The sequence below is a fragment of the Caulobacter sp. FV1ye6ST genome (genome assembly GCF_058681225.1).
The window spans coordinates 3785377-3809552 of the sequence record NZ_CM178733.1 but is presented as its reverse complement, the minus strand read 5'-3'; the positions used below and the strand labels follow the sequence as shown (position 1 = coordinate 3809552).

The 24176-nt window shown below is 67.7% G+C and carries 23 protein-coding genes; 4 read left to right on the top strand and 19 right to left on the bottom strand.

Going from position 1 to position 24176, the window contains the following annotated elements; genetic code table 11:
- Nucleotides 1–12: 12 nt before the first annotated feature.
- Nucleotides 13–1098, top strand: coding sequence for a M15 family metallopeptidase (locus ACW175_RS18245; protein WP_492101406.1), 1086 nt, complete (start codon nucleotides 13–15; stop codon nucleotides 1096–1098).
- Here ACW175_RS18245 and ACW175_RS18240 read toward each other — a convergent pair.
- A complete protein-coding gene (locus ACW175_RS18240; protein ID WP_492101405.1) occupies nucleotides 1028–1648 on the bottom strand; it encodes a glutathione S-transferase family protein in 621 nt (206 codons plus the stop codon). The two genes, ACW175_RS18245 and ACW175_RS18240, sit on opposite strands and share 71 nt — an antisense overlap.
- Entirely contained in the window at nucleotides 1645–1833 is a 189-nt protein-coding gene (locus ACW175_RS18235; protein ID WP_492101404.1) for a hypothetical protein, read from the bottom strand. Before ACW175_RS18235 ends, ACW175_RS18240 begins: the two co-directional genes overlap by 4 nt.
- 93 nt (nucleotides 1834–1926) lie before the next feature.
- Here ACW175_RS18235 and ACW175_RS18230 point away from each other — a divergent pair, with 93 nt between their 5' ends.
- Both ACW175_RS18230 and ACW175_RS18225 read left to right on the top strand, forming a co-directional pair.
- The gene (locus tag ACW175_RS18230; RefSeq protein WP_492101403.1) at nucleotides 1927–2469 is read left to right on the top strand and encodes a hypothetical protein; all 543 of its coding nucleotides are present in this window, start codon (nucleotides 1927–1929) and stop codon (nucleotides 2467–2469) included.
- A gap of 39 nt (nucleotides 2470–2508) precedes the next feature.
- Complete coding sequence (locus ACW175_RS18225; protein WP_492101402.1) at nucleotides 2509–3285, top strand: protein NO VEIN domain-containing protein; 777 nt, start codon at nucleotides 2509–2511, stop codon at nucleotides 3283–3285.
- On the opposite strand, the gene ACW175_RS18220 is transcribed toward ACW175_RS18225, so the two are convergent.
- The 6 genes from ACW175_RS18220 to lepA form a co-directional block, all read right to left on the bottom strand.
- Nucleotides 3282–4160: a hypothetical protein gene (locus ACW175_RS18220; protein ID WP_492101401.1), complete on the bottom strand. Its 879-nt coding sequence runs from the start codon at nucleotides 4158–4160 to the stop codon at nucleotides 3282–3284. The two genes, ACW175_RS18225 and ACW175_RS18220, sit on opposite strands and share 4 nt — an antisense overlap.
- A 112-nt stretch (nucleotides 4161–4272) precedes the next feature.
- Nucleotides 4273–5103, bottom strand: coding sequence for an Eco29kI family restriction endonuclease (locus tag ACW175_RS18215; RefSeq protein ID WP_492101400.1), 831 nt, complete (start codon nucleotides 5101–5103; stop codon nucleotides 4273–4275).
- Nucleotides 5100–6263, bottom strand: a complete 1164-nt coding sequence (locus tag ACW175_RS18210; protein WP_492101399.1) for a DNA cytosine methyltransferase — start codon at nucleotides 6261–6263, stop codon at nucleotides 5100–5102. Before ACW175_RS18210 ends, ACW175_RS18215 begins: the two co-directional genes overlap by 4 nt.
- The gene (locus ACW175_RS18205; protein WP_492101398.1) at nucleotides 6260–6673 is read right to left on the bottom strand and encodes a very short patch repair endonuclease; all 414 of its coding nucleotides are present in this window, start codon (nucleotides 6671–6673) and stop codon (nucleotides 6260–6262) included. Before ACW175_RS18205 ends, ACW175_RS18210 begins: the two co-directional genes overlap by 4 nt.
- Nucleotides 6674–6737: 64 nt before the next feature.
- Nucleotides 6738–9692 carry a class I SAM-dependent DNA methyltransferase gene (locus ACW175_RS18200; RefSeq protein ID WP_492101397.1) on the bottom strand — a complete coding sequence of 985 codons (2955 nt, stop codon included), beginning with the start codon at nucleotides 9690–9692 and terminating at the stop codon, nucleotides 6738–6740.
- A gap of 66 nt (nucleotides 9693–9758) precedes the next feature.
- Nucleotides 9759–11567 (bottom strand): translation elongation factor 4, encoded by a 1809-nt coding sequence (lepA, locus tag ACW175_RS18195; protein ID WP_492101396.1) that lies wholly within the window; start codon nucleotides 11565–11567, stop codon nucleotides 9759–9761.
- 161 nt (nucleotides 11568–11728) lie between these two features.
- Between lepA and ACW175_RS18190 the strand changes: the two genes are divergently transcribed.
- Nucleotides 11729–12454 (top strand): DUF1134 domain-containing protein, encoded by a 726-nt coding sequence (locus ACW175_RS18190; protein WP_492101395.1) that lies wholly within the window; start codon nucleotides 11729–11731, stop codon nucleotides 12452–12454.
- A gap of 40 nt (nucleotides 12455–12494) precedes the next feature.
- On the opposite strand, the gene msrA is transcribed toward ACW175_RS18190, so the two are convergent.
- From msrA to ACW175_RS18135, 11 genes are all read right to left on the bottom strand, one after another.
- Nucleotides 12495–13085, bottom strand: a complete 591-nt coding sequence (gene msrA / locus ACW175_RS18185; RefSeq protein ID WP_492101394.1) for a peptide-methionine (S)-S-oxide reductase MsrA — start codon at nucleotides 13083–13085, stop codon at nucleotides 12495–12497.
- 55 nt (nucleotides 13086–13140) lie between these two features.
- Complete coding sequence (locus tag ACW175_RS18180) at nucleotides 13141–13443, bottom strand: hypothetical protein (protein ID WP_492101393.1); 303 nt, start codon at nucleotides 13441–13443, stop codon at nucleotides 13141–13143.
- Nucleotides 13428–13724 (bottom strand): hypothetical protein, encoded by a 297-nt coding sequence (locus tag ACW175_RS18175; RefSeq protein ID WP_099580315.1) that lies wholly within the window; start codon nucleotides 13722–13724, stop codon nucleotides 13428–13430. Before ACW175_RS18175 ends, ACW175_RS18180 begins: the two co-directional genes overlap by 16 nt.
- Before the next feature lie 123 nt (nucleotides 13725–13847).
- Entirely contained in the window at nucleotides 13848–13994 is a 147-nt protein-coding gene (locus tag ACW175_RS18170; RefSeq protein ID WP_492101392.1) for a hypothetical protein, read from the bottom strand.
- Nucleotides 13995–14281: 287 nt separating this feature from the next.
- Nucleotides 14282–16720, bottom strand: a complete 2439-nt coding sequence (gene pheT / locus ACW175_RS18165; protein WP_492101391.1) for a phenylalanine--tRNA ligase subunit beta — start codon at nucleotides 16718–16720, stop codon at nucleotides 14282–14284.
- A 10-nt stretch (nucleotides 16721–16730) separates the two neighbouring features.
- Nucleotides 16731–17804: a phenylalanine--tRNA ligase subunit alpha gene (gene pheS, locus ACW175_RS18160; protein ID WP_492101390.1), complete on the bottom strand. Its 1074-nt coding sequence runs from the start codon at nucleotides 17802–17804 to the stop codon at nucleotides 16731–16733.
- A 120-nt stretch (nucleotides 17805–17924) separates the two neighbouring features.
- Nucleotides 17925–18284, bottom strand: coding sequence for a 50S ribosomal protein L20 (gene rplT / locus ACW175_RS18155; RefSeq protein WP_099580311.1), 360 nt, complete (start codon nucleotides 18282–18284; stop codon nucleotides 17925–17927).
- A 15-nt stretch (nucleotides 18285–18299) separates the two neighbouring features.
- Nucleotides 18300–18500: a 50S ribosomal protein L35 gene (rpmI, locus tag ACW175_RS18150; protein WP_018061454.1), complete on the bottom strand. Its 201-nt coding sequence runs from the start codon at nucleotides 18498–18500 to the stop codon at nucleotides 18300–18302.
- Between the two features lie 187 nt (nucleotides 18501–18687).
- Complete coding sequence (locus ACW175_RS18145; protein WP_492101389.1) at nucleotides 18688–19881, bottom strand: MFS transporter; 1194 nt, start codon at nucleotides 19879–19881, stop codon at nucleotides 18688–18690.
- A 56-nt stretch (nucleotides 19882–19937) separates the two neighbouring features.
- Nucleotides 19938–21989, bottom strand: coding sequence for an alpha/beta hydrolase family protein (locus ACW175_RS18140; protein WP_492101388.1), 2052 nt, complete (start codon nucleotides 21987–21989; stop codon nucleotides 19938–19940).
- A 111-nt stretch (nucleotides 21990–22100) separates the two neighbouring features.
- A complete protein-coding gene (locus tag ACW175_RS18135) occupies nucleotides 22101–24149 on the bottom strand; it encodes an alpha/beta hydrolase family protein (RefSeq protein WP_492101387.1) in 2049 nt (682 codons plus the stop codon).
- Nucleotides 24150–24176 lie beyond the last annotated feature (27 nt).

Here is a 24176-nt window from a genome sequence, read left to right as displayed (position 1 = left end):
GCGAGGAATGACTTGAAGGCGTTGCGCCGACTGCTCTGGGGCTTGGGCCTGCTGCTGCTGGCGTTCGGCGGGTTCTGGCTATGGGCGACCTGGCCTTCGAACGGAACCGCGCCGACGGTCGCCATGCCTCGTGACGAGGCCGCCCATGAAGCGCCGGCGAACCAACACTTCGCCTCGATCGATCCGCCCTCGGCCCTGACGCCGCTGGCCGGCGCGGCCGAGACCTGCGATGGGACCGACGCCCCCGAGACCGCCGCCGCCGTCAACGCCGCCTCGCTGTCGACCCTGGCCTGGACGCCGTTCGGCAAGCCCGAGACCGGCTGGGAGATCTATGCCCCCCGCATCGCCGCCGAGATCGGCACGACCTGCGGTCCCGGCTCGAACGGCTTCGCCTCGGCCCTGGCCCGCTGGCAGGGCGCGCACGGCCTGCCCAAGACCGGCGTCGTCGATCCGGCGGTGTTCGGGGCGATGCTGGTCCGCTGGCACCTGGCGCGGCCGTTCGTGCGGGTGAACCGCGAAGGCGTCTGCCCCGGCGCGCCGCCAGAGGCCAACCTGGCCCAGGCCGGTCCCAAGGAAAGCTATGGCGGGAAGGTCATCCAGATGCGGCCCGCCGCGCTGGAGGCCTATCGCCGGATGGCCGACGCCGCCCGGGCGGCGGGCGTGCTGTCTCGCCCGGAGTCGCTGATGATCTTCTCCGGCTACCGCGCCCCGGACGCCGACGCCCAGCGCTGCGCGCGCGACCGCAACTGCCAGGGCCTGATCCGCACCATCTGTTCGGCCCACCGCACGGGCCTGGCCATGGACGTGGTGATCGACGCCGCGCCGGGCTTGCGCCCAGACAGCTCGGCCGACGCCAACCGTCTCGTCATGGCGCGCTCGCCGCTCTATCGCTGGATGATCGTGAACGCGCCGCGCTTCGGCTTCGTCAACTACGCCTATGAGCCCTGGCACTGGGAATGGACCGGCGAGCCGCTGCTGCCCGGCGTGCCGATCTCCAGCCTGCCCCAGGAGGGCTCCGAGCCGGTGGTCACGGAACCTCCGGAAGACTCCACGTCCGGAAAGCCGGCCGTTCCCGCAGCCGTTCGTAATAGGCGCTGAGCGTCGGCCACTCTTCGCGCTCGATCGGGCTGAACAGCCAGCGATGCACCGACAGGCCCAGCACGATATCGGCCAGCGTGAAGTGCTCGCCAGCGACATAGGCGCCGGTGTCGACCAGCCGCGCGCTGAGCAGGCCCATGGCCGCGTTCCACGCCGTGACGCTGGCCGCGATCTGCTTGGGGTCGTCGAAGCCGGGCGTCTTGCGGACGAGGCCGGCGAAGGCGTGGCGCCAGGCGGTGTTCAGCTCGGTGCACTGCCAGTCCATCCACTGATCGACCAGCGCCCTTTGGCGGCGGTCGGTCGGGAACAGCGGAGTATCGGCCGCCACATAGCGGCAGATCGCGTTGCTCTCCCAGACAGGGCCGTGCTCGTCGATGAGCACGGGCACCAGCGCGTTGGGGTTCAACGCCACGAACTTCGGGTCGTTGGTGGGGGCGAAGCCCTGGCCCCAGTCCTCGCGCTCATAGGCCAGGCCCAGCTCGTCCAGGGTCCAGAGGACCTTGCGGACGTTGATGGACGAGGTGCGGCCGAGGACCTTGGGGATCGTCACCGGGTCATCCAGGGTCTGGACTTGCCGGTCGGCGCCGCGACGCTGGAGCGCTCGATCTTGCCGGTCGAGGCCTTGGCCCCGTGGCCGTGCTTGCCCTGGGCGGCCTTTTTCAGGCGCAAGGCGCGTTGCATCGGCGTTTCGCCGTCCTGCGCTTCAGGGGGCGGGACTTCGGTTTTATCGGTCATGAAGGCGATGTAGGCCTCGAATGGCGCCTTGAGAAGGCCGCGCTTGAAGGACAGTCTGGAAAGATGTTGTCGCCCCGTTCGGTTCCCCTTTTGATGGTCCTCATCGCCCTGACGGCGACGGTGGTCCACGCCCAGACCCGGCTGACGCCCCAGGAGGGACCCAACACGGTCTCGCCGATCCTGATCCTGCCGCCGACCCTGCCGCCGAACCTCGTCTCGACCTATCCGGCCCAGGACCAGACCGTCGCGCCGGGCGTGCTGATCCTGAAGGCGGCCTTCGACCAGCAGATGGCCCCGGCCGCCTGGAACTATGCCCCCGCGCCGGGCGCCGAGCCGATGGACTGCGTGAAGACACCCCGGCTGCTGAACGACCAGAAGACCTTCGTGCTGCTATGCCGGGTGCTGGCCAACCGCACCTATGGCGTGACCTTCAACGCCGAGCGGACCGGCGGCTTCGCCAATCTGGGCGAGAACCCTGCCCACACCGCGGTGCTGACCTTCAAGGTCGATTCCGCCGCGCCGGTCACCACCGTCCGTCGCGCCATGGAGGCCGCCAAGCTGCAGACCGACCAGATGCCCGTGCAGGACGCGCCCATGGCCGTGGCGGGCGCGGCGAAACAGCCGAGCTTACCCTAGCTTGTGGCGTAAGCCCTCGCGGTAACGCATCATCGTCCGATGACGGGGGAATCGGGACGCGAGTGGACGGGGGCTGACCTCGCGGTGGTCGTGGGCGACTATGTCGCCCAACTGGAGAAGACCCTCGCCGGCAAGCCGGTGGATCGTAGCGCCCACGATCGCACTGTCCGCTTCGTAACCGGCAAGTCCGACATGCCGATCATCTGGAAGCAGGGCGAAATCTCGGCCGTGCTGTCGCTGATCGGCCTGCCGATCCTGCGCGATCAGCCGCCGCGCTGGTCCTACGACATGGCCCTGCTGGAGGCGGTCGAGGAGCAACTGGCCGCCAAGCCGGCTCTGCTCAGCGCCGCCGTCCGACCGGCCTCGCTGTTCACCGCCCCGCCGGCCGTGCCGCTGATCGAGGCCGCGCCGCCCCGGCCGATGCCGATGGACGAACGCCTGATCCGGGTGATCCAGCGTTTCGACATGGGCTCCCGGGAGGCCGAAGACCGCTTTCTCAAGGGGCTGGGCGTTTCCAGCATCATCGCCTTCGAGGCCCGTCGCCTTGCCGACCGGGGCCGGCCCGACCTGGCGGCCAAGATCCGTCCGTCCCGCGACGGCGATCCGGACGGCTGCGACGTGATCGCCTTCGGCCTCGACGAGAGCCCGCGCCTGATCGTCGTCAAGACCACCCTGTCCGGCGACGTCTCGCCCTTCGGCCTCAGCCAGAGCGAGTTCGACCTCGCCGAGTCCCGCCCCGAGGCCTTCCGCATCCGCCGGGTCTACGACCTGCTGGGCGAGGCGCGGTTCTACAGGATGAAGCCGCCGTTCGGTTAGGGCGTCCCGGACCCGGCCAGGCGCCGCCGGCTCGGATAGGGCGGACGGGACGGCGGCCAGGTGCGCGCCGGGACCTTGCGGGCCGGACGAGGCTCGGGCCCGTTGAAGTCCATGAACGTGATGTCCAGCTCCTTCAGCGCGTAGGCCGTCGTGCGCTCGGCCGCCGCCAGCGCGTCGGCGTCGTCCTCGCCCAGATAGTCGCGGCGAAACCGCATCACCCGCCGCTTGAACAGCGCCGGCACGCGCTCGGGGGCCAGCAGCATGGCCAGGGCCAGCAGGTAGATGCTGCGGAACATCAGGTCGGTCTCATGCTCGACCGCCGCCCTCGTCGGCCGCCAGTCGACGAAGCCTGTCATCAGCAGCTTGGCGCGCTCGTCGTCGAAGCCGTCGGCGGTCGCGCCCGTGAGGGCGGCGTCCGAAGGCGGCTCCGGCGCGGTCAGCCGCGCCAGCCGGTCGGCCAGGGTGGTCAGTCGCAGCGCCTCGTGGTCGCGCCCGTCGTGGATCGCCGCCGCCAGACGCGCCAAGGCGGCGTTGCGCAGATCGGAGGGCGCCGTCGACAGCGGCGCGGCGTTGAGAGCTTCCACCGCGTCGGCGTCCGTCAGCCAGATCTCGCCGGGCAGGGGCGCGGGCTGCCGGAAGCGCGCCGCCTCCGCCTCGGTCTGGGCCTCGGCGTGGGCGCGGGCCACGGCGTCGCCATGCGCCTTCTTGGTCCAGCCGTTCTTGCAAGCGTGGCGGTAGATGCTGGTCGGCGAGACCTTCCACTTGGCGCCGAGTTCGGCGGCGGTCGCGCCGTTCTTGTAAGCCTCGGCGATCTTGGCCCAGGAGTCCTCCGAGAGCCGGAACCAATTCGGGCGGGCGTCGGGATGTGTTTTCATGCCCGCCAGTGTGCGGCCGCCCGGGAAGGCGGGGACAGAAGGGCGTCAACAATCGACAAGGCCTTGAAAAGGCTTGTCTCCAACGTCGGTGGCAAGAGCGTCGCGGCGGGCGTTAGCTCTGTCTCAACTCGGCGAAGAAGTCCTCGAGCAATGTCGCGCGCTCGCTATAGGGAGCGTGCCGCCCGAAGTGGGCGGTGACCTCGGCGACGATCTGTTCGGAGGAACGTGCGTCTTCAGTCGAATGAGCCGCCCAGGCGCGGCCGGGATGCAAGGTGTCCCACGGCGAGCGCTTGTTGGCCCGGGTCGTGGCGCTGTCGCCGTGCTTGCCCAAGCCATAGAGCAGGTTCGTCTCGTTATTCCAGATCGGCTTGAAGAGATGGATCAAGTAATCCTCGGCCGCTGTCTCCCAGCCCGATTGAACGACGAGGAAGCGTGCGTCGAAGTCGGCGACGTCCAGGGTCGAGATCGCTTTGCTGATATTCTTTCGATGTTCGTTCAAGCGGGCCGCGAGCCGCGGACCTTGATCGCGAGCGCTATGCGCACCCTGCTGGCCGGGAGCCGCTTGACCGACATAGATCGGTGTTTCGGTCCCGGAAAGAGGCGCGTAGAGCGGATAGGCGCCTCGATAGTAGATCGCGTAGACGCCTGATCCGTAGAACTGACCGATCGCGCTCAAGGGCACGCGTTCCTGCGCGACCATGGCCAGGGCCGTGAAGCGCCCGATCACCTTGGGATTGCTGGGGTCGAAGACCGAGCGCGGCATGGCGATCGGATCCAGCCGCCTCAACGCGGCCTCCAGCGTGTCTATGACGTCGCGCAGTTCGTGATCGACCTTCCGGCGCGCGACAGGCGAAAAGGGGGCGGTATCAGCCAGGCTGGTCAGGGCCGCCACACGCTCGCGCAGCGCGGCGATCTCGGCGTCGAGGGAATTGGTCTTGCTCACGCCGCGTAGCGTAGCTTCCTCGCGACGTCCTCGCCAATCACTTGCGCCAAACGAACCGGCACGGCGTTGCCCAACTGACGCATGACCTCGCTCCACGCCCCGTGGAAGATGAAGCTGTCAGGGAAGGTCTGCAGGCGCGCGCTTTCGCGGATCGAGAAATAGCGCACCGTGCCGTCGGGGCGGGCCAGCATGTTCTCGCCGCCGGGCACGCCGTGGACGCCGGCCTTCAGGGTCTTGGCGGGCTCGTCCAGCGGGCTGCCGGTGTGGCCGGGATAGGCGCGGGCGCCGGGCTGGAAGCGGTGATAGGCGATCCGCGCCGCGCGCTTGGGATCCCGTTCAGGATCGGGCAGGTCGGCGGTCGCGTCGCGCACCGTCCGCCAGGCGATCTCGCTCGGCTTGTCGCGCAGCGCCAGGGCGCGCGCCGGCGCCTCGGACGGATCCGGCCGCTCGGCCTTGGCCACCTTGTGCGCGTCCCAATAGTCGCCCGAGCGATGTTGCGCCCACAGCAGGGCCTCGGCCGAGTGGGTGGCGACGGGGAACGACCACTCCAGGTCCAGGTCGTCGCGGAAGCCCACGAAGATCACCCGTTCGCGCTTCTGCGGCACGCCGTAGTCGGCGGCGTTCAGCACCCGGGCCACCACGCGGTAGGCCAGGCCGTCGCGCGCGCCGCGCAGGTGGTGCTCCTCCAGCCGCGCCAGGTGCTCGGACCAGTCCTCGTCCGGGCGGGCGACCACCTCCGGATGCTCCAGCTGCAGGCGGATATATTCGAAATAGTTGCGGAAGCTGGCCCGCGTCAGGCCCTTGACGTTCTCGAACACGAAGGCCCGCGGCCGCGTCTCGCGCACGGCGCGGATGGCGTGGGGGAACATGTCGCGGGTGTCGTCATAGGCCCGGTGCTTGCCGCCCAGCGAGAACGGCTGGCAGGGCGGACCGCCCGAGACCAGGTCGACCTTGCCCTCCAGGCCCTTGAAGTCGACATGGCGCACGTCGCCCTCGACCTCGGGCCAGCCCGCCATGGGCGACAGCGGGCTCTGGCGGTTCTCGGCGATGGTCTCGCGGCAATAGCGGTTCCACTCGACCACCTTGGCCGGCTTGAACCCGGCCTGGCACAGGCCGATGCCCAGCCCCCCGGCCCCCGCGAACAGTTCGATCGACTTCATGAGTCCAAGAATGTTCTAATTTCGTTCTCAAGGGAAGCCTCGTCCTTGAGCTCGCATTCCCAAAGGGTCAGCGCGCTCCAGCCCAGGGCGTCGAGCTCCGCCAGCTTGCGAAGATCGCGGGCGCGATTCCCCTCCAGCTTCGGGATCCAGAACTCGTGCCGTGATTTGGGCAGCCGCGCCAGCTTGCAGTCCGGATCGGGATGGCGATGCCAGAAACACCCGTGGACGAAGATCACCTTCTTGCGGCTGGGAAACACCAAGTCCGGCCGCCCAGGCAGCTTCGCGCCATGCAGGCGGTAGCGGTAGCCGAGGCGGTGAACGAGCCGCCTGACCAGCATCTCGGCGCTGGACCCCTTGCCCTTGACGCGAGCCATCCGGGCGCTGCGTTCGGCGGGGGAGAGGGTGTCCATGGAGAAGCATGGTCGTCACGACCCGTGGCCAAACCTTGACGTCCCGCGGGGGCGTCCCCGCGCGCTACCGTCCCGCCGCCGCCCGTTCCTGGTTCAGGGCGAACAGACGCTCCAGCACCTCGTCGTCAGACAGGTCGCCTGGCCAGCCGTAGGCGGCGGCGACGGCGGCGTCCAAGCGCTTGTGGGCCATGTCCAGCCAGGCCGGACGCTGGTTGTAGAGGTTGGTCAGGGTGCGCTTCTTCAACTCCGCCGCCGCCTCGGGGCTGACCGGCAGGATGCGGTCGGGATAGCCGGAAACCACCTCGGGCTCGATCCGCACTAGGTCGGGCGGATTGAGCCAGTTTTCCCGCAGCCGGTTCAACTCGGCCGCCGCCCTGGCGATGGCGACGGCGCGCGGGTCGTCGGCATAGTCGGCGGCGGGGATGTTCGGCGTCAGGTCTTCCGGGAAGGGGAAGGTCTCGAAGGTGGTGGACGGGGTGTAGCGGGGATCGTTGCCGACACCCAGGAACGTGCCCATCCGCAGCGACCACAGTTCGTGGAAGCGCGAGTGGAGGATGCCGAACGTGGTGTCGTCGTCGCGGGCGATGGCGACGATCGCGCTATCGGGCAAAAGTTCAGCGGTGCGCCAGGCAAAGACCCGGTGCTTGGCGACCCTGGGTGTCACGAGGATGCGACTACATCCGACAGCCGACTTACGCCAGTCGCCGCCCGATCTGCCCAACTGCCACCAACGTTCCCGTCGCTGGCGGTCATTATTCTGGTCTCGTACTGGCTTGACCATCAAAAGAAGATGCCGGAACGGTGCTTCGAACAGAGCGGCTTCGGCCTCTGAGTATCCGTCGAAGTCAATAATCCATCGATCCAATGGCCTGCGGACAATATCAATCCCATTCGCCCAAGGGCAGATGACATCTCCGTTTCGCTTACCATTCGGATTCGTAGGGGACAGCAACATTGAGCGAGCCGTATCCCCATCTATGTCAAAATCTCCAACTTTGACTGGTCCTTGGAAGGCAAAGCCCTGATTGTCATTGAGCTTTGCGGATTTCGTCAGATCCACACTTGATCCCGTCAGATCCGAGTTAATCGCGTCAGCGCCGGCCCCATTCAGCCGCCGTTGCATAAAGCCAGATCCAAACCCAAACATTGAGACGCGCACGGCCGCGCCGTCCAATACCCAAGGCTCGTCCGCCCAAGCTTCCATCAACGCTTCGGCGTCGGCGATCGGGTCGAGCACCTTGCGGCTTGCCCCGCCTCGGACGGAATTAGTGGTGACGAGACCCGCCCGCTTGCCACTCGACGATTGAACAACTTCCCACGCTTTCTCGACCCAATAGGCGACGAAATCGGCCTCGGCCGGCACCTTGCCGCGATAGGTCGCGAACAGCCGCTCGACATAGGCATCGCCCAGACTGTCGCGCAGTCGTTTCCCGCCCAAGAACGGCGGATTCCCCACGATCACATCGACCTCCGGCCAGACCGCCTCGGTCCCGTCCGGGTTCAGCAACGCATCGCGGCATTCGATCTGGTCCAGCGACGACAGGATCGGCTCGGCCAGGCCGGTATAGTTGTTCTTGGCGTTCCATTGCAGGTCGCCGATCCACAGGGTGACGCGCGCTAGTTCGGCGGCATAGTCCTCGATCTCGATGCCGCGCACGCATTCCAGGCCGACGCGCGGGGCCGGGACCTCGATGCCCAGGCGGGCGGCGTCGACCAGGGCGCGGCGCTCGATGTCCTTCAGGGCGTGCAGGGCCACATAGAGGAAGTTGCCGCTGCCGCAGGCCGGGTCCAGCACGCGAAAGGCGGCCAGGCGGCTGAGGAACGCCTCCAGCCGGTCCTTGGCCTGGCCCAGGGCCGCGTCGGCCCGCTTGGCGATGGCGGTCAGGGCCTTGCGGCGGCCCGCCTCGCCGGCCTTGGCCTTGTCAGGGTCTTGCCGCATGGCGTCGGCGGCGGCTTCCAGCACGGCCTTGCGCTCGCCCTCGGTGGCGGCGCGGGCGTCCATGGCGGCGCGGATCTCGGCCAGGGCCGTTTCCCACTCGGCCATCAGCGGCCAGGTGATCACCGGGTCGATGATCTTCAGGATCTTGGCGCGGTCGGTGTAGTGGGCGCCCAGGGCCGCCCGCTCGCGCGTGGCCTTCAGCGCCTCCTCGAACATGTTGCCGAACACCGAGGGGTCCAGCTCGGACCAGTCATGCTCGCCGGCGGTGTCGCAGATCAGCTTGATGTCCGGCCGCTCCAGCGGCAGGGCGGGCTTGTCGTCGAACAGGCCGCCGTTGAACCAGCGGATCACGTCGGCGCCGAACAGGCCGCCGGTGCGCATCATCGCAAACAGGGCGTCGAACTGCGCCCCCGCCTCGGTGGGCGGGCGCATCTGCATCGACCGCGTCATGCGGGTGAACAGCCCCTCGGGCAGCAGCTTGGCGTCCTCGGCGAACATGCAGAAGACGACGCGGTTGAGGAAGTGGGCGACCTCGCGCGGGTCGTGGCCGCGCTCCTGCAGGCGTCGACCCAGATCGCCGAACCGCTGGGCGACCTTGGCGGTCAATTCCTGGGGGCTGATCTTCGGCTTGAGGCTTTCGGAGCCCTCGAACACCAGCCGCAGGACGGCCAGCTTCTCGGGTTCGTGCAGGTCGTCGAGCGTGAACTCGATCTTGCGGCTGACGGTGTTCGTCCAGTTGGTGTGGACGATGATCCGCTCCATGTCGGAGACGATCAGGTAGGGCGGGTTTTCCAGGTCCAGCGCATAGGCCTGGAGCTGACGCAGGGCGGCGTCGAGGTTCTTGTGCTTGCCCTTGTACTCCCAGCCAAAGCAGTGTTTGCGCCAGACATCGGCCCAGCCGTCGCCGCCGCCGGTCTTGGCCGCGCCGCGCTCGAAGCAATAGTGCTCGCCATGAGGGTCCGCCTCGGCGGGCGTGGGCTCGCCCAGCAGCCGGCACAGGTCGATGAAATGTTCCTGCGATCCCTGCCGTTCACGCAGGTGGCTGTCGCTCCATTTCTTGACGAACTGCGCGGGGGTCATGGGGTCTCCGACTCAACGGCTCGACCATAGCCGGACGCGTGGCGGAGGGGGTAGGGCGCCCGACGATCAATCCTCGTCCATCTTCAGCGCCGCGATGAACGCTTCCTGGGGGATCTCGACCTTGCCGAACTGGCGCATACGCTTCTTGCCGGCCTTCTGCTTGTCCAGCAGCTTGCGCTTGCGCGAGGCGTCGCCGCCGTAGCACTTGGCGGTCACGTCCTTGCGCAGGGCGCGGACGGTTTCGCGGGCGATGATCTTGCCGCCGATGGCCGCCTGGATCGGGATGACGAACATGTGCTGCGGGATGAGGTCCTTCATCTTCTCGCACATGCCCCGGCCGCGGCTCTCGGCGCGGTCGCGGTGGACCAGCATCGAGAGGGCGTCGACGGGCTCGGCGTTGACCAGGATCGACATCTTCACAAGGTCGCCCTTGCGGTAGTCCTCGACCTGGTAGTCGAAGCTGGCATAGCCCTTCGAGATCGACTTCAGGCGGTCGTAGAAGTCGAACACCACCTCGTTCAGCGGCAGGTCGTAGACGACCATGGCGCGGCTGCCGACATAGCTGAGCTCGCGCTGCATGCCGCGACGGTCCTGGCACAGCTTGATCACGCCGCCGAGATAGTCGTCGGGGGTGAAGATGGTGGCCTTGATCCAGGGCTCGCTGATGCTCTCGATGTGCATCGGGTCGGGCAGGTCGGCGGGGTTGTGCAGCTCGATCTCCGAGCCGTCGCGCATGTGGATCTTGTAGACCACCGACGGGGCGGTCGCGATCAGGTCGAGGTCGAACTCGCGGGACAGGCGCTCCTGGATGATCTCCAGGTGCAGCAGGCCCAGGAAGCCGCAGCGGAAGCCGAAGCCGAGGGCGGCGCTGCTTTCCATCTCGTAGGTGAAGCTGCCGTCGTTCAGGCGCAGGCGGCCGACGGCGGCGCGCAGGTCCTCGAAGTCGGCGGCGTCGACCGGGAACAGGCCGCAGAACACGACCGGCTGCACGTCCTTGAAGCCGGGCAGGGCCTTGTCGGTGGGCCGCTTTTCATCGGTCAGGGTGTCGCCGACGGCGGCGTCGGCCACTTCCTTGATCTGGGCGGTGAAGAAGCCGATCTCGCCGGGGCCCAGGCTCTCGACCGGAGTGTTCTTGGGCTTGAAGACGCCGACGCGGTCGACCAGGTGGGTCGAGCCGTGCTGCATCATCTTGATCTTCATGCCGGCCTTAAGGCGGCCGTCCATGACGCGGACCAGCACGACGACGCCGAGATAGGCGTCGTACCAGGCGTCGACCAGCAGGGCCTTCAGGGGCGCGTTTTCGTCGCCCTTGGGCGGGGGCAGGCGCTTGACGATGGCTTCCAGCACGTCGTGGATGCCCAGGCCCGACTTGGCGCTGGCCAGGACGGCGTCGCTGGCGTCCAGGCCGATCAGGTCCTCGATCTGGGCGCGCACGCGTTCAGGCTCGGCGGCGGGCAGGTCGATCTTGTTGAGGACCGGGACGATCTCGTGGTTGTTGTCGATGGCCGAATAGACGTTGGCCAGGGTCTGGGCCTCCACGCCTTGCGAGGCGTCGACGACCAGGATCGAACCCTCGCACGCGGCCAGGCTGCGGCTGACTTCGTAGGCGAAGTCGACGTGGCCGGGGGTGTCCATCAGGTTCAGGATGTACGTCTCGCCGTCGTCGGCCTTGTACTCCAGGCGCACGGTCTGCGCCTTGATCGTGATGCCGCGCTCTTTCTCGATGTCCATGTTGTCGAGAACCTGGGCGCTCATCTCGCGCGCGGTCAGGCCGCCGGTCTCCTGGATCAGGCGGTCGGAGAGGGTGCTCTTCCCATGGTCGATGTGTGCAACGATCGAGAAGTTACGGATCTTGTCGAGAGGCGTCGAAGTCATAGGCGTGCGCATACCACATTTGGCCGGCTTCGCGAGGGGGGAGCGCATCCGGGACGCGGTCGCGGGTCGCGCATGCTTAACCGGTCGTTAAGTTTGGAGCCGCAAACCGGTCTCAATGGCTTGCAACAGTGTTGCAATGAAACTGACCTGGAGGGCCTGACATGGACCGTCGCAAGCTGATCGTCTCGGGCGCCGCCGTCGGCCTGAGCGCCATGGCCAGCGAGGCTCTGGCCCGCCAGCGGATCACCTCCGAGCAACTGCCGCCGGCCCAGCCGATCACCGACCCGAACGCCGCGCCGCCACAGTATCGGCCCCCCGCGCAGGACGCCTATGCTTCCCCGCCGCCGCCCGCCCAGACGCCGGGTTCGAACGGCAATACGCCGGTGTACGATACCGGGCGCGCCCAGACCTATTCGGCCGACGAGATGATCCGCGCCACGTCCGACTTCCTGGGCGTGACGGCCGAGAGCGCCGGCGCGGTGATCGAGAAGATCTTCAAGGACAAGGGCCAGCCCACGGGCTACATCGCCGGCGAGGAAGGCTCGGGCGCCTTCGTGGCCGGGCTGCGCTATGGCCGGGGCCTGCTCTACATGAAGGGCCGCCCGACCCTGGAGACGTTCTGGCAGGGCCCGACCGTGGGCTGGGACTGGGGCGGCAACGCCAGCCGCGTCTTTACGCTCTGCTATAACCTGCAGTATCCCGACGCCGTTTTCCGCCGGTTCCCGGGCGTCGAGGGCAGCGCCTATCTGATCGGCGGCCTGGGTATGAACTACCAGAAGGCCGACGACATCACCCTGGCCCCGATCCGCGCCGGTGTCGGCCTGCGCCTGGGGGCCAATGTCGGCTATCTCGGCTACAGCCGCAAACGTCGCTGGATGCCGCTCTAACGATTTGAGGGGGCCTTGGGGGCCCCCTCCTTGTTTCCAGTTAGCCGCCCCAGACCTGCTTCAGTCGGGCATCGCGTCCGCAGCCGGTGCGGTAGGCGAAGTAGTTCAGCTTGTTCCGCTTGGCGTAGTCGCGGTGATATTCCTCGGCCGGATAGAAGGTCTTGAGGTCTAGAATCTCGGTCTTCATCGTGCCGCTCTTCAAGCGCTTGGCGGCGTCGGCGCGGGACTTCTCGGCGATCGGGCGCTGGGCGGGGGTGACGAAGACGGCCGGGCGATAGGACGGGCCGCGGTCGCAGAACTGGCCGCCGTCATCGGTCGGGTCGACCAGTTTCCAGTAGCGGTACAGCAGAAAGCCGTAGTCCAGCTTGGCCGGGTCGTAGGTGACGCGCACCGACTCGTAGTGGCCCGAGGTCTCGCTTGTGACGTCGCGATAGGTCGGGTTCTTCAGATGGCCGCCGGTGTAGCCGCTCTCGACCTTCAGCACGCCAGGGATGCCGCCCATGTCGTGCTCCATGCACCAGAAGCAGCCGCCAGCGAAGACGGCGGTCTCGGTCTTGAGCGTCGCGGCGGAGGACGCGCTGACGCCGGTGAGGGCGAAGAGGGTGGCGAGAAGGGCAAGCAGGCGGCGCATCGACGTCTCTCCAGAAGCGGACTCGGACTTAGATACGCAGGGAAACGCCGAAAGGTTACGCCCGCCAACCAAAACCGACGCCGCGCACGCTTGGACAGGCGGCCAGGCGCGAGGCCAGCATCTCAGCCCGGGCGTCGCCCTGGTCGTCGATCTCGAGCCTAATGGCCATGTGCTGACCCTCGGGAGCGGCGGACAGGGCGCGCAGGCGGGCTTGCTGCACCGAAGCCACGCCCAGTACGCGCAAGAGCGCATCGGGCGTGTCCTCGGCGGTTACGAGGAAGAGACGGCGCCGAAGAGTGGCGAGGGCGTCTTCTTCGGGTTTGAGCGGGTCTACGAGCGAACTCACGGTCGGAACCATTGATGCTCGACCGAAGCCGAATTGACGCCGGGCCAGGCGGCGAGGTCGCGGGCCAGCAGGCGGGCCGCCTGGTCGCCCAGGTGGCGGACGCGCAAGCTCGCTTCGACGATCTGGCCGACCGGCTTCATCGTCAGGCCGCACAGTTCGGCGCCGCTGTCGGCGAGACCCTGGCGCACGGCTTCCAGCGCGCTGGGCGCGTCCTGGGCGGCCAGCAGCAGCTGGTGAACGGTGACTCCGTCCAGGTCGCTATGGAAAGAGGGTGGAGAAGGCAGGTAGCTCATTGGAGTGGTCCCTTGCATGAGAGGCTTGGAGACCGAGGAACCGCGCAACAAAAAACCCCGCTCGTGGGAGCGGGGCTTTTTGGAGATCTTGCGATCCTTCGGCTGTGTGGTGGGTGGGGTTTCCTACCGCTTGCGCCGATTTTGCCCCGTTCGAATTCGCACGGTTTTAATCTGGTTATTAATCATGCTCCACATCGCCACGCACGACATCGCGGCCACGGCGGCGAGGCCGGTGGTCACGAAGGCGGCAAAGGCGAAGGTCGATTGCATGTGGAAGCTATGAGTCCAGTTAGCGCTTGATACAGGTAGCGTGACGTTGGGCTGTGCGCAAGGTCTTGCCTGCGAGAGAGGCGATCGGTCGCGGGGGCGGGCAAGAAATGGCCCGTGGCGCCTCGAAACTCAGCACAGGCCCCCACCTGACCTGCCGCGCAGGTCCATCCGCCCCCAAGCGGGGCGGAGAGCAGCGGGGATCGCACCTGCCTCTCCTCCACCTCTGGGGGGAGGGGACCGCCGAAAGGCGGTGGAGGGGGCCAGCGCCGAGCCTACCCCCAAACAGCTTACGACCGCAGCTTGCCGCCGGCCTTCTCGGCCGCCGCCACGACCTTGGCCGACAGGGCCTCGATCTCGGCGTCGGTCAGGGTGGCGTCGCGCGGCTGGACCACGACCTCGATCGCGATCGACTTGAAGCCCTCCGGCACGCCCGGGCCCTCATAGACGTCGAACACGCGCGCGGTGGTGATCAGCGCCTTGTCGGCGCCGAGCGCGGCCTTCACCAGATCGCCGGCCGCCTTGGCCTTCTCCATGACGAACGCGAAGTCGCGGGTCAGCGGCATCAGGGCCGAGGGCGAGAAGGCCGGGCGGCTCTTGATCGACTTCTTCTTCGGCTCGGGGATCGCCTCCAGGGTGATCTCGAAGCCGTAGACCGGGCCGGCCACGTCCAGGGCCTTCAGCACCGCCGGGTGGATCTCGCCGAACTCGGCCATCACCGCCTTGGGGCCCAGCTGCAGCCGCGCCGAGCGGCCCGGGTGCCACCAGGACGAGGCCGAGCCCTGCGCCGTCTGCAGCGACGCCACCGGTGCGCCCAGCTCTTCCAGCAGGGCCAACAGGTCGGCCTTGACGGTGAAGACGTCTTCTTGCGCGGCCTTGCCCCAGCCGCGCGGCGCCTTCGGAACCAGGATGGCCGAGACCACCGTGCGCTGGTCGTTGGGGCGTTCGCCGTGGAAGGTCGGGCCGATCTCGAACAGGGCCGCGTCGGGGAAGCCCCGGCGCGCGTTGCGGCCGGCCGCGTCGATCAGGTTGGGCAGCAGCGACGGGCGCATGCAGTCCAGTTCCGAGGCGATCGGATTGGCCAGCAGCATTTCCGGCTGACCGCCGCCGAACAGCCGCGCCGTCTTGTGGCTGGTGAAGCTGAAGGTCACGGCTTCCGCATAGCCTGCCGCCGCCAGGGCGCGACGGGCCGTGCGGGCGCGGGCCTGCTTGGCGGTCAGGATGCCGCCAACGGCGCGCGAAACCTCCGGCAGCGGCGTCGAGGGCAGGGCGCCGTAGCCGGCGATGCGGGCGACTTCTTCCACCAGGTCGGCCTTGCCTTCCACGTCGCGGCGGAAGGTCGGCGGGGTCACGCAGACCACGCTCTCGGCATGGGTGACGAAGTCGGCGGCCGACACATCCTTGGGCGGCTCGACCGTGAAGCCGAGGTCGCGCAGGATCCGCAAGGATCGCTCGGACGCGATCTCCAGGCCCGACAGCTGGCCGACATAGGCCGGGTCGAACAGCACGGGCTTGGGCGCCTCGGGCGGCTCGCCGACCAACATCACTTCCGACGGTTCGCCGCCGCACAGCTCCAGGATCAGCTTGGTGGCCAGTTCGACACCCGGGACCAGCGAGCCGGTGTCGACCGTGCGGGCGAAGCGGTACTGAGCGTCGCTGGCGATGCCGGTGGCGCGGCCCGTCTGGGCGATGCGGATCGGCTCGAACCAGGCGCTCTCGACGAAGACGTCCGTGGTCTCGTCCGAGCAGCCGGTGCTTTCGCCGCCCATCACCCCGCCCAGGCCGATCGGCCTGTCGCCATGCGCATCGGCGATCACGCACATCTCGGGCGTCAGTTCGTAGGTCTTGCCGTCCAGGGCGATCAGGTGCTCGTCGCCGTTGACACCATGGCGGCCCAGGCGCGTCGAGATCTCTGTCCCCGACAGCTTGGCCGCGTCATAGACGTGCAGCGGCCGGGCGCGGTCGTAGGAGATCAGGTTGGTGACGTCCACCAGGGCGTTGATCGGGCGCAGGCCGATGGCGGTCAGGCGGTCCCGCAGCCACTTGGGCGAAGGGCCGTTCTTGACGCCGCGAATGTAGCGGCCGGCGAAGGCCGGGCAGGCCTCGCCATCGACCTTGACGGTGATTGGGCTTTGGAACGCGCCCGGGATCGGCGCGATCGAGACGTCCTTCAGCTTGCCCACGCCGGCGGCGGCCAGGTCGCGGGCGATGCCCACGACGCCCAGCCAGTCGGGGCGGTTGGGGGTCACTTCGAAGTCGATGACGGCTTCCAGGCCCAGGGCGTCGACGGCCGGGGCGCCGACCGGCAGGGCGTCGGGCAGCTCCATGATGCCGTCGCTCTCGACGGCGTATTCCAGTTCGGCGGCCGAGCAGAGCATGCCGTTCGAGACGACGCCGCGCACCGGCTTTTCGACCAGGGTCACGTCCAGGCCGGGCACATAGGCGCCGATCGGGGCGTAGATGGTGGTCAGGCCCGCGCGAGCGTTTGGCGCGCCGCAGACGATCTCCTTGCGGCCGTCGACGGTGTCGACCTGGCAGACCTGCAGTCGGTCGGCGTTCGGGTGGCGCGCCGCCTCTACGATCTTGCAGACCGTGAAGGGCTTAAGCTTGGTCGCCGGATCGATGACGTGCTCGACCTCGAGCCCGGCCATGGTCATGGCCGCGACGATCTCGGGGACGGTGGCGGTGGTCTCAAGGTGATCCTTGAGCCAGGAGAGGGTGAATTTCATCGTTCTTGTCTCAGCTCAGGCCCGAGGCGGCGTTCGGAGCGGCGAAGGCGCTGAAGCCGTAGTGCGACAGCCAGCGGACGTCCGACGACCACATGTCGCGTAGGTCCGGCATGCCATATTTCAGCATGCCCAGGCGATCGACGCCCATGCCGAAGGCGAAGCCCTGGTACTCGTCCGGATCGATGCCGCAGGCGCGCAGCACGTTCGGGTGAACCATGCCGCAGCCCAGGATTTCCAGCCACGACGTGCCCTGGCCGATCTTGATCTCGCCGCCCGAGCGGTCGCACTGCACGTCCATCTCGGCCGACGGCTCGGTGAACGGGAAGTGGTGCGGCCGGAACTGGGTGGTGACCGCGTCGGTCTCGAAGAACCGGGCCAGGAAGGTCTCCAGCGTCCACTTCAGGTGGCCCATGTGGATTCCCTTATCGATCACCAGGCCCTCGACCTGGTGGAACACCGGCGTGTGGGTGGCGTCGTTATCCACGCGATAGGTGCGGCCTGGCGCGATGATGCGGATGGGCGGTTTCTGCGACACCATGGTCCGCACCTGCACGGGGCTGGTGTGGGTGCGCAGCAGCATACGCTCGCCCGAGTCCTTGGTGTTGAAGAAGAAGGTGTCGTGCATCTCGCGGGCCGGGTGCTTCGGCGGGAAGTTCAGGGCCGTGAAGTTGTGGAAGTCGTCCTCGATGTCCGGACCTTCGGCGACCGCGAAGCCCATCTCGGCGAAGATCGAGATCATCTCGTCCATGGTCTGCATGGTCGGGTGGACGCTGCCCTTGCGGTGGTAGGGCGCTGGCAGGGTCAGGTCCAGCGTCTCGCTGGCCAGTCGCGCGTCGAGTTCGGCGGCCTCGAGGGCGGCCTTCTTCTCGGCGATGGCGGCGGCGACGGCGTCGCGCAGGGCGTTGATCGCGGCGCCTTGCGTCTTGCGCTCCTCGGGGCTCATCGCCCCCAGGGTTTTCAGCAGGCCGGAAATCGAGCCGGTCTTGCCGAGCGCGGCGACGCGCACCGCATCGAGGGCGGCGAGGTCCGTCGCGCCGGCCACCTGGGCCAGGACGTCGGATTCGAGGGTGTTGAGATCGGTCATGACGGGCATCCGTCTAGAGCATTCGGGCGGGGCGGAGTAGGGGAGCGCGCAGCAAAAAGCCCTCCGGTTCGCACCGGAGGGCTTTTCTAGATCGCAATCGGGACGGACCCGAAAAAGACCTTAGGCGGCCAGGGCGGTGCGGACCTTGTCAGCAATAGCCTTGAACGCAGCCGGGTCGTTGCCCGCGATGTCGGCGAGGACCTTACGGTCGATCACCACACCCGCCACGTCCAGGCCGTGGATAAACTGCGAGTAGGTGAAGCCCTCGATGCGAGCGCCGGCGTTGATGCGTTGGATCCACAGCGAGCGGAAGGCGCGCTTGCGCACCTTGCGGTCACGGTACGCGTATTGACCGGCCTTATCGACGGCGGCCTTGGCGGTGCGGATGGTGTTCTTGCGGCGGCCGTAGAAGCCCTTCGCCTGTTCAAGAACCTTCTTGTGCTTGGCGTGGGCGGTAACGCCACGTTTGACGCGAGCCATGTGTCAGCGCTCCTCTTAAAGGCCGTAGGGCAGGTACGAACGGATGGTCTTGGCGTCAGCCTCGCTCATCACCTTCGTTCCGCGGTTTTGGCGGATGTACTTGCCGTTGTGGCCGATCAGACGGTGGCGCTTGCCGGCGACGCCGGCTTTCAGCTTACCCGTGGCCGTGATCTTGAAGCGCTTCTTAGCGCCCGACTTGGTCTTCAACTTAGGCATTTCGCGTCGGAGCTTTCGCCCCGTCCTCTGGGATAGCAAGACGAACCGCCATGGCATGCCAATTGGCCAGGCGGTTCCGGAAAGGGGGCGTTACTAGGGGAAAGACTCGCCCAAGGCAAGCGCGGAGAGCATGGCAGCCGAAAGTGTCCGCGGTTTCGGCGTCCGCCATGCTTCTCTTTAAGAGGCCTTAAGCCGGCGTTTTCGTCCGGTGAACTATGGTCACGGCGAAGAAGATGGCTGGAACCGTCAGGGCCGCCCCGAACCAGTAGGGGCCGCCGATGGCGAGGCCGAACAGCGGACCAGCCAGCAGTGGTCCGCCGATGCGGGCCAGGGAGCCGGCGGCCATGTTCAGGCCCAGCATCTGCCCCTGGCGGTCCGGCGGGCTGGCGCGCGAGATTAAAGCTGCCACGCACGGGAAGACCAGCGACTGGCCAAAGGCGGTGCTGCCGACGGCGACGATGGCCAGACCGGGATGGGTCACGAACGGCGAGATGAACAGGCTGACGCAGATGATGGCCAGGCCCGTGGTCAGCACGCGGCCTTCGCCGAAGCGGCGGGCCAGGCGTCCGGTCAGCAAGCCCTGGCCCAGTGAGGCGATGACGCCGATGACGGCGAAGCACAGGCCGACCTCGCGCGGGCCCCAGTCGAACCGAGCGTTGGCCCACAGGCCGAAGATCGATTCCATGCCCGCGAAGGCCCCGGTGGAGACCAGGGTGACCAGCAGCACGCGCGACAGGATCGGATGGGCCGAAGCCGCGCTCAGCGCCTCGCGTCGGCCGGGCTGCTTGACGCCGGGGGCGGAGGGCGGGCGGCTCTCGGCCACGAACAGCAGGACGCCGACCGCCGCCAGCGCCGCCATCCCGGCGGCCACGAACAGCGGGATCTGGAAGCCCAGCTGACCGGCGCTGGGGCGGGCCAGAAGGCCGCCCAGTGACGGGCCGATCACGAAGCCGGCCCCGAAGGCCGAACCCAGCAGGCCCATGCGGCCCGCGCGCTTCTCGGGCGGGGTGACGTCGGCCATATAGCCCTGGATGGTCGAGATGTTGCCGCTGCCGAAGCCGCCGACCAGGCGGATGGCCATGGCGATCCAGATGTTCGGCGCGAAGGCCAGGGCCAGATAGGCGATGGCGTTGGCGACGATGGTGACGACCAGCACCGGCCGCCGGCCGATTCGGTCGGACATCCGCCCCCAGAACGGCTCGCCGAAGAACTGGCCCAGGCTGTAGGCGGCGAACATGGTCGTCACCTGCCACGGGGCGGCGTGCATGGCCTTGGCGTAGAAGGGCAGCAGCGGAATGACCACGCCGAAGCCCACCAGGTTGATGAAGACAACCAGGAGCAGGACGGCCAGGGCGCGGGGACTGTTGGCGGGTTCGGACATCAGGACGCGCGGTTTACGCCCGAACCCCGGCCTTGGCGATCAGCCAATCGACGAACTCAGTCGGGCGGGTTGTTTTTTTCGACGAAAGCGACGGCTTCGTTCAGCATCTTCACGCGCGCCTCGCCTCGGGAGAACCAGTGGTCCTCGCCCTCCAGAGGGACCAGCGTGACCGGCTTGCCGGCCTTCTTCAGCGCGGCGGCCATGGCCTGGCTCTGCTCGAAGCGGACGATGGTGTCGTCGGTCCCGTGGATCAGCATGACCGGGACATCGACCTGACTCGCCAGTTTGACCGGCGAGAGGGCGTCCAGGTCGGCCTTCTTGTCCGCGCCCATGAAGCGCAGCCAGTAGCGCGGAGAGGTCGAACTGCGGGCGCTGTGATCCTCAAGGTTCGACGACAGCATCCGGCCCGGATTGACAGGGCCGGCGCCCGACTTCGGGCACGGCGTTCCCAACCCGGTCCACATGCAGACCTCCTTGGGCGAGACGACGTCCTTGCGAACCAGGTCGAGGTCGGACGGGCCGTTGACCGAGACGGCGCAGCGATAGACGCCCTTGTCCAGGGTCGCGCCGGCCAAGGCCGCGTAGCCACCGTAGCTGGCGCCCATGATGCAGACGCGCTTGGGATCGATGAGGCCCTGACGCGCCAGGTCTCGGACGCCGTCCGACAGGTCCGTCTGCATCTTGCGGCCCCACTCGCCATAGCCGGCCTTCACGAAGTCCTTCCCAAAGCCCGCCGAACCGCGGAAGTTGGCTTGCAGCACGGCGTAGCCGCGCGACGCCAGGGCCTGGCTCCACCAGTCGAAGCCCGGCGCGTCGCGGCCTTCCGGGCCACCGTGCGCCAGGACGATCAGCGGCAGGTTCGTGGGCTGACGCTCGCGCGGCAGGGTCAGGTAGCCGCTGATCTCCAGGCCGTCGGCGGCCTTGTACTTGATCGCGCGCACCGGCGAGATCGCCTCGGGCTTGAGATCGTCGTAGACGCGGCTCTGGAACCACCCTTTCCCGGTCTTGAGGTCGATCAGGTAGTAGGCTGGGCCTTCCGTGGGCGCGTCGACGCGCACGATCACCCGGCCCCAGTCCCTGGACCACGACTTTAGACTGACGCGCGCGTCCTTGAAGGGCTTGATGGCGGCGTACCAGGCGCTCTGAACGGCCGGATTGAAGAAGGTGTAGCGCAGCTCGTCGCCGTCGAGGGTGTAGCCGCCGAGCAGGCGGGCGCTGTACGGATCGTGGATCAGGCCGTCGAAATCGAGATCGTCCGGCAGCGCCTCGCGCCCGCCGCCTCTGCTGTATTCGCGCAGCACGTCATCGTCGCCGCGACGCCAGACCAGCACCGACTTGCCGTCGCGGCCCAGGCCGGAAATGCCATAGGAGCCTGTCGGCGAGTCGGCCTCGTCGACCTTTTTCCAGTTGCCGCCGCCGGCCGCGATCAGCAAGGCTCCGCGGCCGCTCTTGATGTCATAGGTGGATTGAGCGACCGACTTGCCATCGACGTCGACCAGCCAGCCGTCCGTGCTGTAGCGCGGGTTATTCTCGGCCTGGCGCTGCGTCCCCGTCCGCAGGTTCACGGCGAACAGGGTGTCGGCCGCGGTTCCGCGCAGGTATTGGACCCCTTCCAGGAACACTACCGGGTCGCCCTTGATCATGCGGACCTGAGGCGGGCCGACGATGATGTTGAAGGTCTGCTCCACGCCGATCTTGGTGCTGGTCTTCTTGGAGCCCTCCAGAAGAGTGCGCAGCGTGTTGGTGACGATGTTGAAGTCGCTGGCCGTGAAATACTCGCGTGAAGGGCCCACCAGTGTCATGCCCTGGCTGGCCTGGGAGACGACCAGAACCACATGGTCCTCACCCGCCCACATGACCTTGCGCAGCTTGTTGGATTTCAGCGCGATGCCGGCGATGCCGCCGCCTTCGGTCTTGCGCACCGTCAGGTAGCGTTGTTCACCATCGGTGGTGACCACCGCCAGCTTCGAGCCGTCGGGCGAGATGACCACTTCTTCGATCTTTGGCAGGGCGCCGTAGATCGCCAGGTCAGGCTTGTCCGCCGCGACGGCGGGCCCCGCCAGAACCAGGACAGCGGCCACGCTTGCGGCCAGAATGACCTTCAGCATCACAAACTCCCTAGCCGAGGAACTTAAGTGGAGAGTGCAGCGAAGTGGCGAGGTTTGTAAATCTTAAGTTGAGATTCCGGGCTGGGACTTAGGCCCATTGTCCACGGGCGTTCAGTCCGGAGGATTGTTTTTCTCCAGGAAGGCGACGGCCTCGGTCAGGGCCTTCAGGCGCGTCTCGCCGTGGGTGAGCCAGTGATCTTCGTTCTCCAGCGCGATCAGCCTGACGGACTTGCCGGCTTTCGTCAGCGAGTCGGCCATGGCTTGGCTCTGCGCGAAGGGCACGACCGTGTCGTCCTTGCCGTGGATCAGCAGGATCGGGATATCGACGCGCTCGGCCAGCCGGACCGGCGAGAGGGCGGCCAGATCGGCGCCGCCTCCAACACCCATGTAGCGCAGCCAGCCGCGGGGTGTGGTCTGGCGCTGATGCTCGTCGATATTGGCTGCCAGGATGCGGCCGGGATCGGGCAGGGCGGTGATCGCCGTGGAACACTCGTAGCTGCCCCGCACGCCGGCCGCGACGAAGGTGGAGCTCCTGCCGCAGATCGGTTCGGGGTTCAGGATGTTCTGGCGCATCTGGACGAGGTCGCTCGGACCGGCCACCGACACCGCGCAGCGATAGACGCCCCTATCCAGCGCCGCGCCCGCGAGGGCCGCGTAGCCGCCATAGGCCTGGCCCAGGATGCAGACTCGCTTGGGATCCACGAGGCCTTGCCTGGCGAGGTCGCGGACGCCGTCCGACAGGTCGGTTTGCATCTTTCGGCCCCACTCGCCGAAGCCGGCCTTCACGAAGGCGGCGCCGAAGCCTTCTGAGCCGCGATAGTTCGGGCGCAGCACGGCATAGCCGCGCGACGCCAGGGCCTGGCTCAGCCAGTCGAAGTCGAGCGTGTCGCGGCCTTGCGGATCGGCGTGCGGCACGACGATCAGCGGCAGGTTCCGGGCGTCCCTGCCGCGCGGCAGGGTCAGGTAGGCGCTGATCTCCAGGCCGTCGGCGGCCTTGTAGGTGATCGCCTTGACCGACGAGATCGTCCGCGGCGTTACCCCCTGGTAGACCGCGCCCAGATAGCCGCCGCGCTTGGCGTCAAGATCGACCAGGGCGTAGGCCGGACCCTCGGTGGCCGACTCCACGCGCACGACGACCTTGCGCTTGTCGTTCGACCAGGCGTGCAGGAAGACGCGATCGGTCTTGAACGGGGCGCTGACCCTGTTCCAGGCGTTCTCCGTGGCCGCATCGAAAAAGCTGTAGCGCGGCGCGTCGCCGTCCAGACGGTAGCCGCCGATCAAAGCCAGGGTGGCGGGATCGTGGACCACGCCGGCATAGGGACCGCCCGGAACGTCCCGGGACGCGCCGGAGACCGCATATTCGCGCAAGGTATTCTCGCCGCTCTCGCCCGTGCGCCAGACCAGCGCCGACTTGCCATCGCGGCCTAGGCCCGACAGGCCGAACGACCCGGTGGGCGCCTCGACCTCGTCGACCGTCTTGAAGTTGCCGTCCGACCGCATCAGCAGGCTCCAGCGACCCGTCCTGCCGTCATAGGTGGTCTGGGCGAGCGGCTCGCCGGCGGTGTCGACCAGCCAGGCGTCCGCGCCGTAGCGCGCGCCGATGTCCAGGCGGCGAAGGGTTCCGGTCTTCAGGCTGGTGCGGAACAGGGTGTCGGCGCCCTGGCCGCGCATGAAGTAGACGCCTTCCAGGAACGCGATGGGATCGCCATCGACCACGCGGACGTGGGGCGGCTGGACGACGATGTTCATCGTGTCCTTCTCGCCGTGCAGCAGGGGCTTCTGCTTCCCGCCGACCAGGTCGAAGTCGACGGCCTGGAAATACTCCCGCGCCGGACCGACGGTCCCCGCGCCGCGGACGGCTTCGGAGGTCACGAAGACGATGTCCTTCTCGCCGGCCCAGCGCAGGTTGCGCAGCTTGGCCGTCCCCAGGGCCAGGCCGGTGATGGCGCCGCCCTCGGTCTTGCGCACGGTCAGGAAGCGGTGCGCGCCGTCGGTGGTGACCACGGCCAGTTTCGAGCCGTCGGGCGAGATCTCCACCGCCTCGATGCTGGGCAAGGCGCCATAGATGGCGAGGTCCGGCTTGTCGGCTGCGGCGACAGGTGAGGCGATAGCCAGAGTCGCGAAGGCGACCGCGCCGGCGGCAAGGATGGTCTTGAGCATCGAAAGTCTCCCCCCCCAAAAAAAAGG

What these genes read in the sequence shown, in the direction of transcription:
- ACW175_RS18235 (WP_492101404.1), bottom strand. Translation starts at nt 1,833, where the DNA reads ATGACCGATAAAACCGAAGTCCCGCCCCCTGAAGCGCAGGACGGCGAA.
- ACW175_RS18230 (WP_492101403.1), top strand. Translation starts at nt 1,927, where the DNA reads ATGGTCCTCATCGCCCTGACGGCGACGGTGGTCCACGCCCAGACCCGG.
- ACW175_RS18225 (WP_492101402.1), top strand. Translation starts at nt 2,509, where the DNA reads ATGACGGGGGAATCGGGACGCGAGTGGACGGGGGCTGACCTCGCGGTG.
- ACW175_RS18220 (WP_492101401.1), bottom strand. Translation starts at nt 4,160, where the DNA reads ATGAAAACACATCCCGACGCCCGCCCGAATTGGTTCCGGCTCTCGGAG.
- ACW175_RS18210 (WP_492101399.1), bottom strand. Translation starts at nt 6,263, where the DNA reads ATGAAGTCGATCGAACTGTTCGCGGGGGCCGGGGGGCTGGGCATCGGC.
- ACW175_RS18205 (WP_492101398.1), bottom strand. Translation starts at nt 6,673, where the DNA reads ATGGACACCCTCTCCCCCGCCGAACGCAGCGCCCGGATGGCTCGCGTC.
- ACW175_RS18200 (WP_492101397.1), bottom strand. Translation starts at nt 9,692, where the DNA reads ATGACCCCCGCGCAGTTCGTCAAGAAATGGAGCGACAGCCACCTGCGT.
- lepA (WP_492101396.1), bottom strand. Translation starts at nt 11,567, where the DNA reads ATGACTTCGACGCCTCTCGACAAGATCCGTAACTTCTCGATCGTTGCA.
- ACW175_RS18190 (WP_492101395.1), top strand. Translation starts at nt 11,729, where the DNA reads ATGGACCGTCGCAAGCTGATCGTCTCGGGCGCCGCCGTCGGCCTGAGC.
- msrA (WP_492101394.1), bottom strand. Translation starts at nt 13,085, where the DNA reads ATGCGCCGCCTGCTTGCCCTTCTCGCCACCCTCTTCGCCCTCACCGGC.
- ACW175_RS18180 (WP_492101393.1), bottom strand. Translation starts at nt 13,443, where the DNA reads ATGGTTCCGACCGTGAGTTCGCTCGTAGACCCGCTCAAACCCGAAGAA.
- ACW175_RS18175 (WP_099580315.1), bottom strand. Translation starts at nt 13,724, where the DNA reads ATGAGCTACCTGCCTTCTCCACCCTCTTTCCATAGCGACCTGGACGGA.
- ACW175_RS18170 (WP_492101392.1), bottom strand. Translation starts at nt 13,994, where the DNA reads ATGCAATCGACCTTCGCCTTTGCCGCCTTCGTGACCACCGGCCTCGCC.
- pheT (WP_492101391.1), bottom strand. Translation starts at nt 16,720, where the DNA reads ATGAAATTCACCCTCTCCTGGCTCAAGGATCACCTTGAGACCACCGCC.
- pheS (WP_492101390.1), bottom strand. Translation starts at nt 17,804, where the DNA reads ATGACCGATCTCAACACCCTCGAATCCGACGTCCTGGCCCAGGTGGCC.
- rplT (WP_099580311.1), bottom strand. Translation starts at nt 18,284, where the DNA reads ATGGCTCGCGTCAAACGTGGCGTTACCGCCCACGCCAAGCACAAGAAG.
- rpmI (WP_018061454.1), bottom strand. Translation starts at nt 18,500, where the DNA reads ATGCCTAAGTTGAAGACCAAGTCGGGCGCTAAGAAGCGCTTCAAGATC.
- ACW175_RS18145 (WP_492101389.1), bottom strand. Translation starts at nt 19,881, where the DNA reads ATGTCCGAACCCGCCAACAGTCCCCGCGCCCTGGCCGTCCTGCTCCTG.
- ACW175_RS18140 (WP_492101388.1), bottom strand. Translation starts at nt 21,989, where the DNA reads ATGCTGAAGGTCATTCTGGCCGCAAGCGTGGCCGCTGTCCTGGTTCTG.
- ACW175_RS18135 (WP_492101387.1), bottom strand. Translation starts at nt 24,149, where the DNA reads ATGCTCAAGACCATCCTTGCCGCCGGCGCGGTCGCCTTCGCGACTCTG.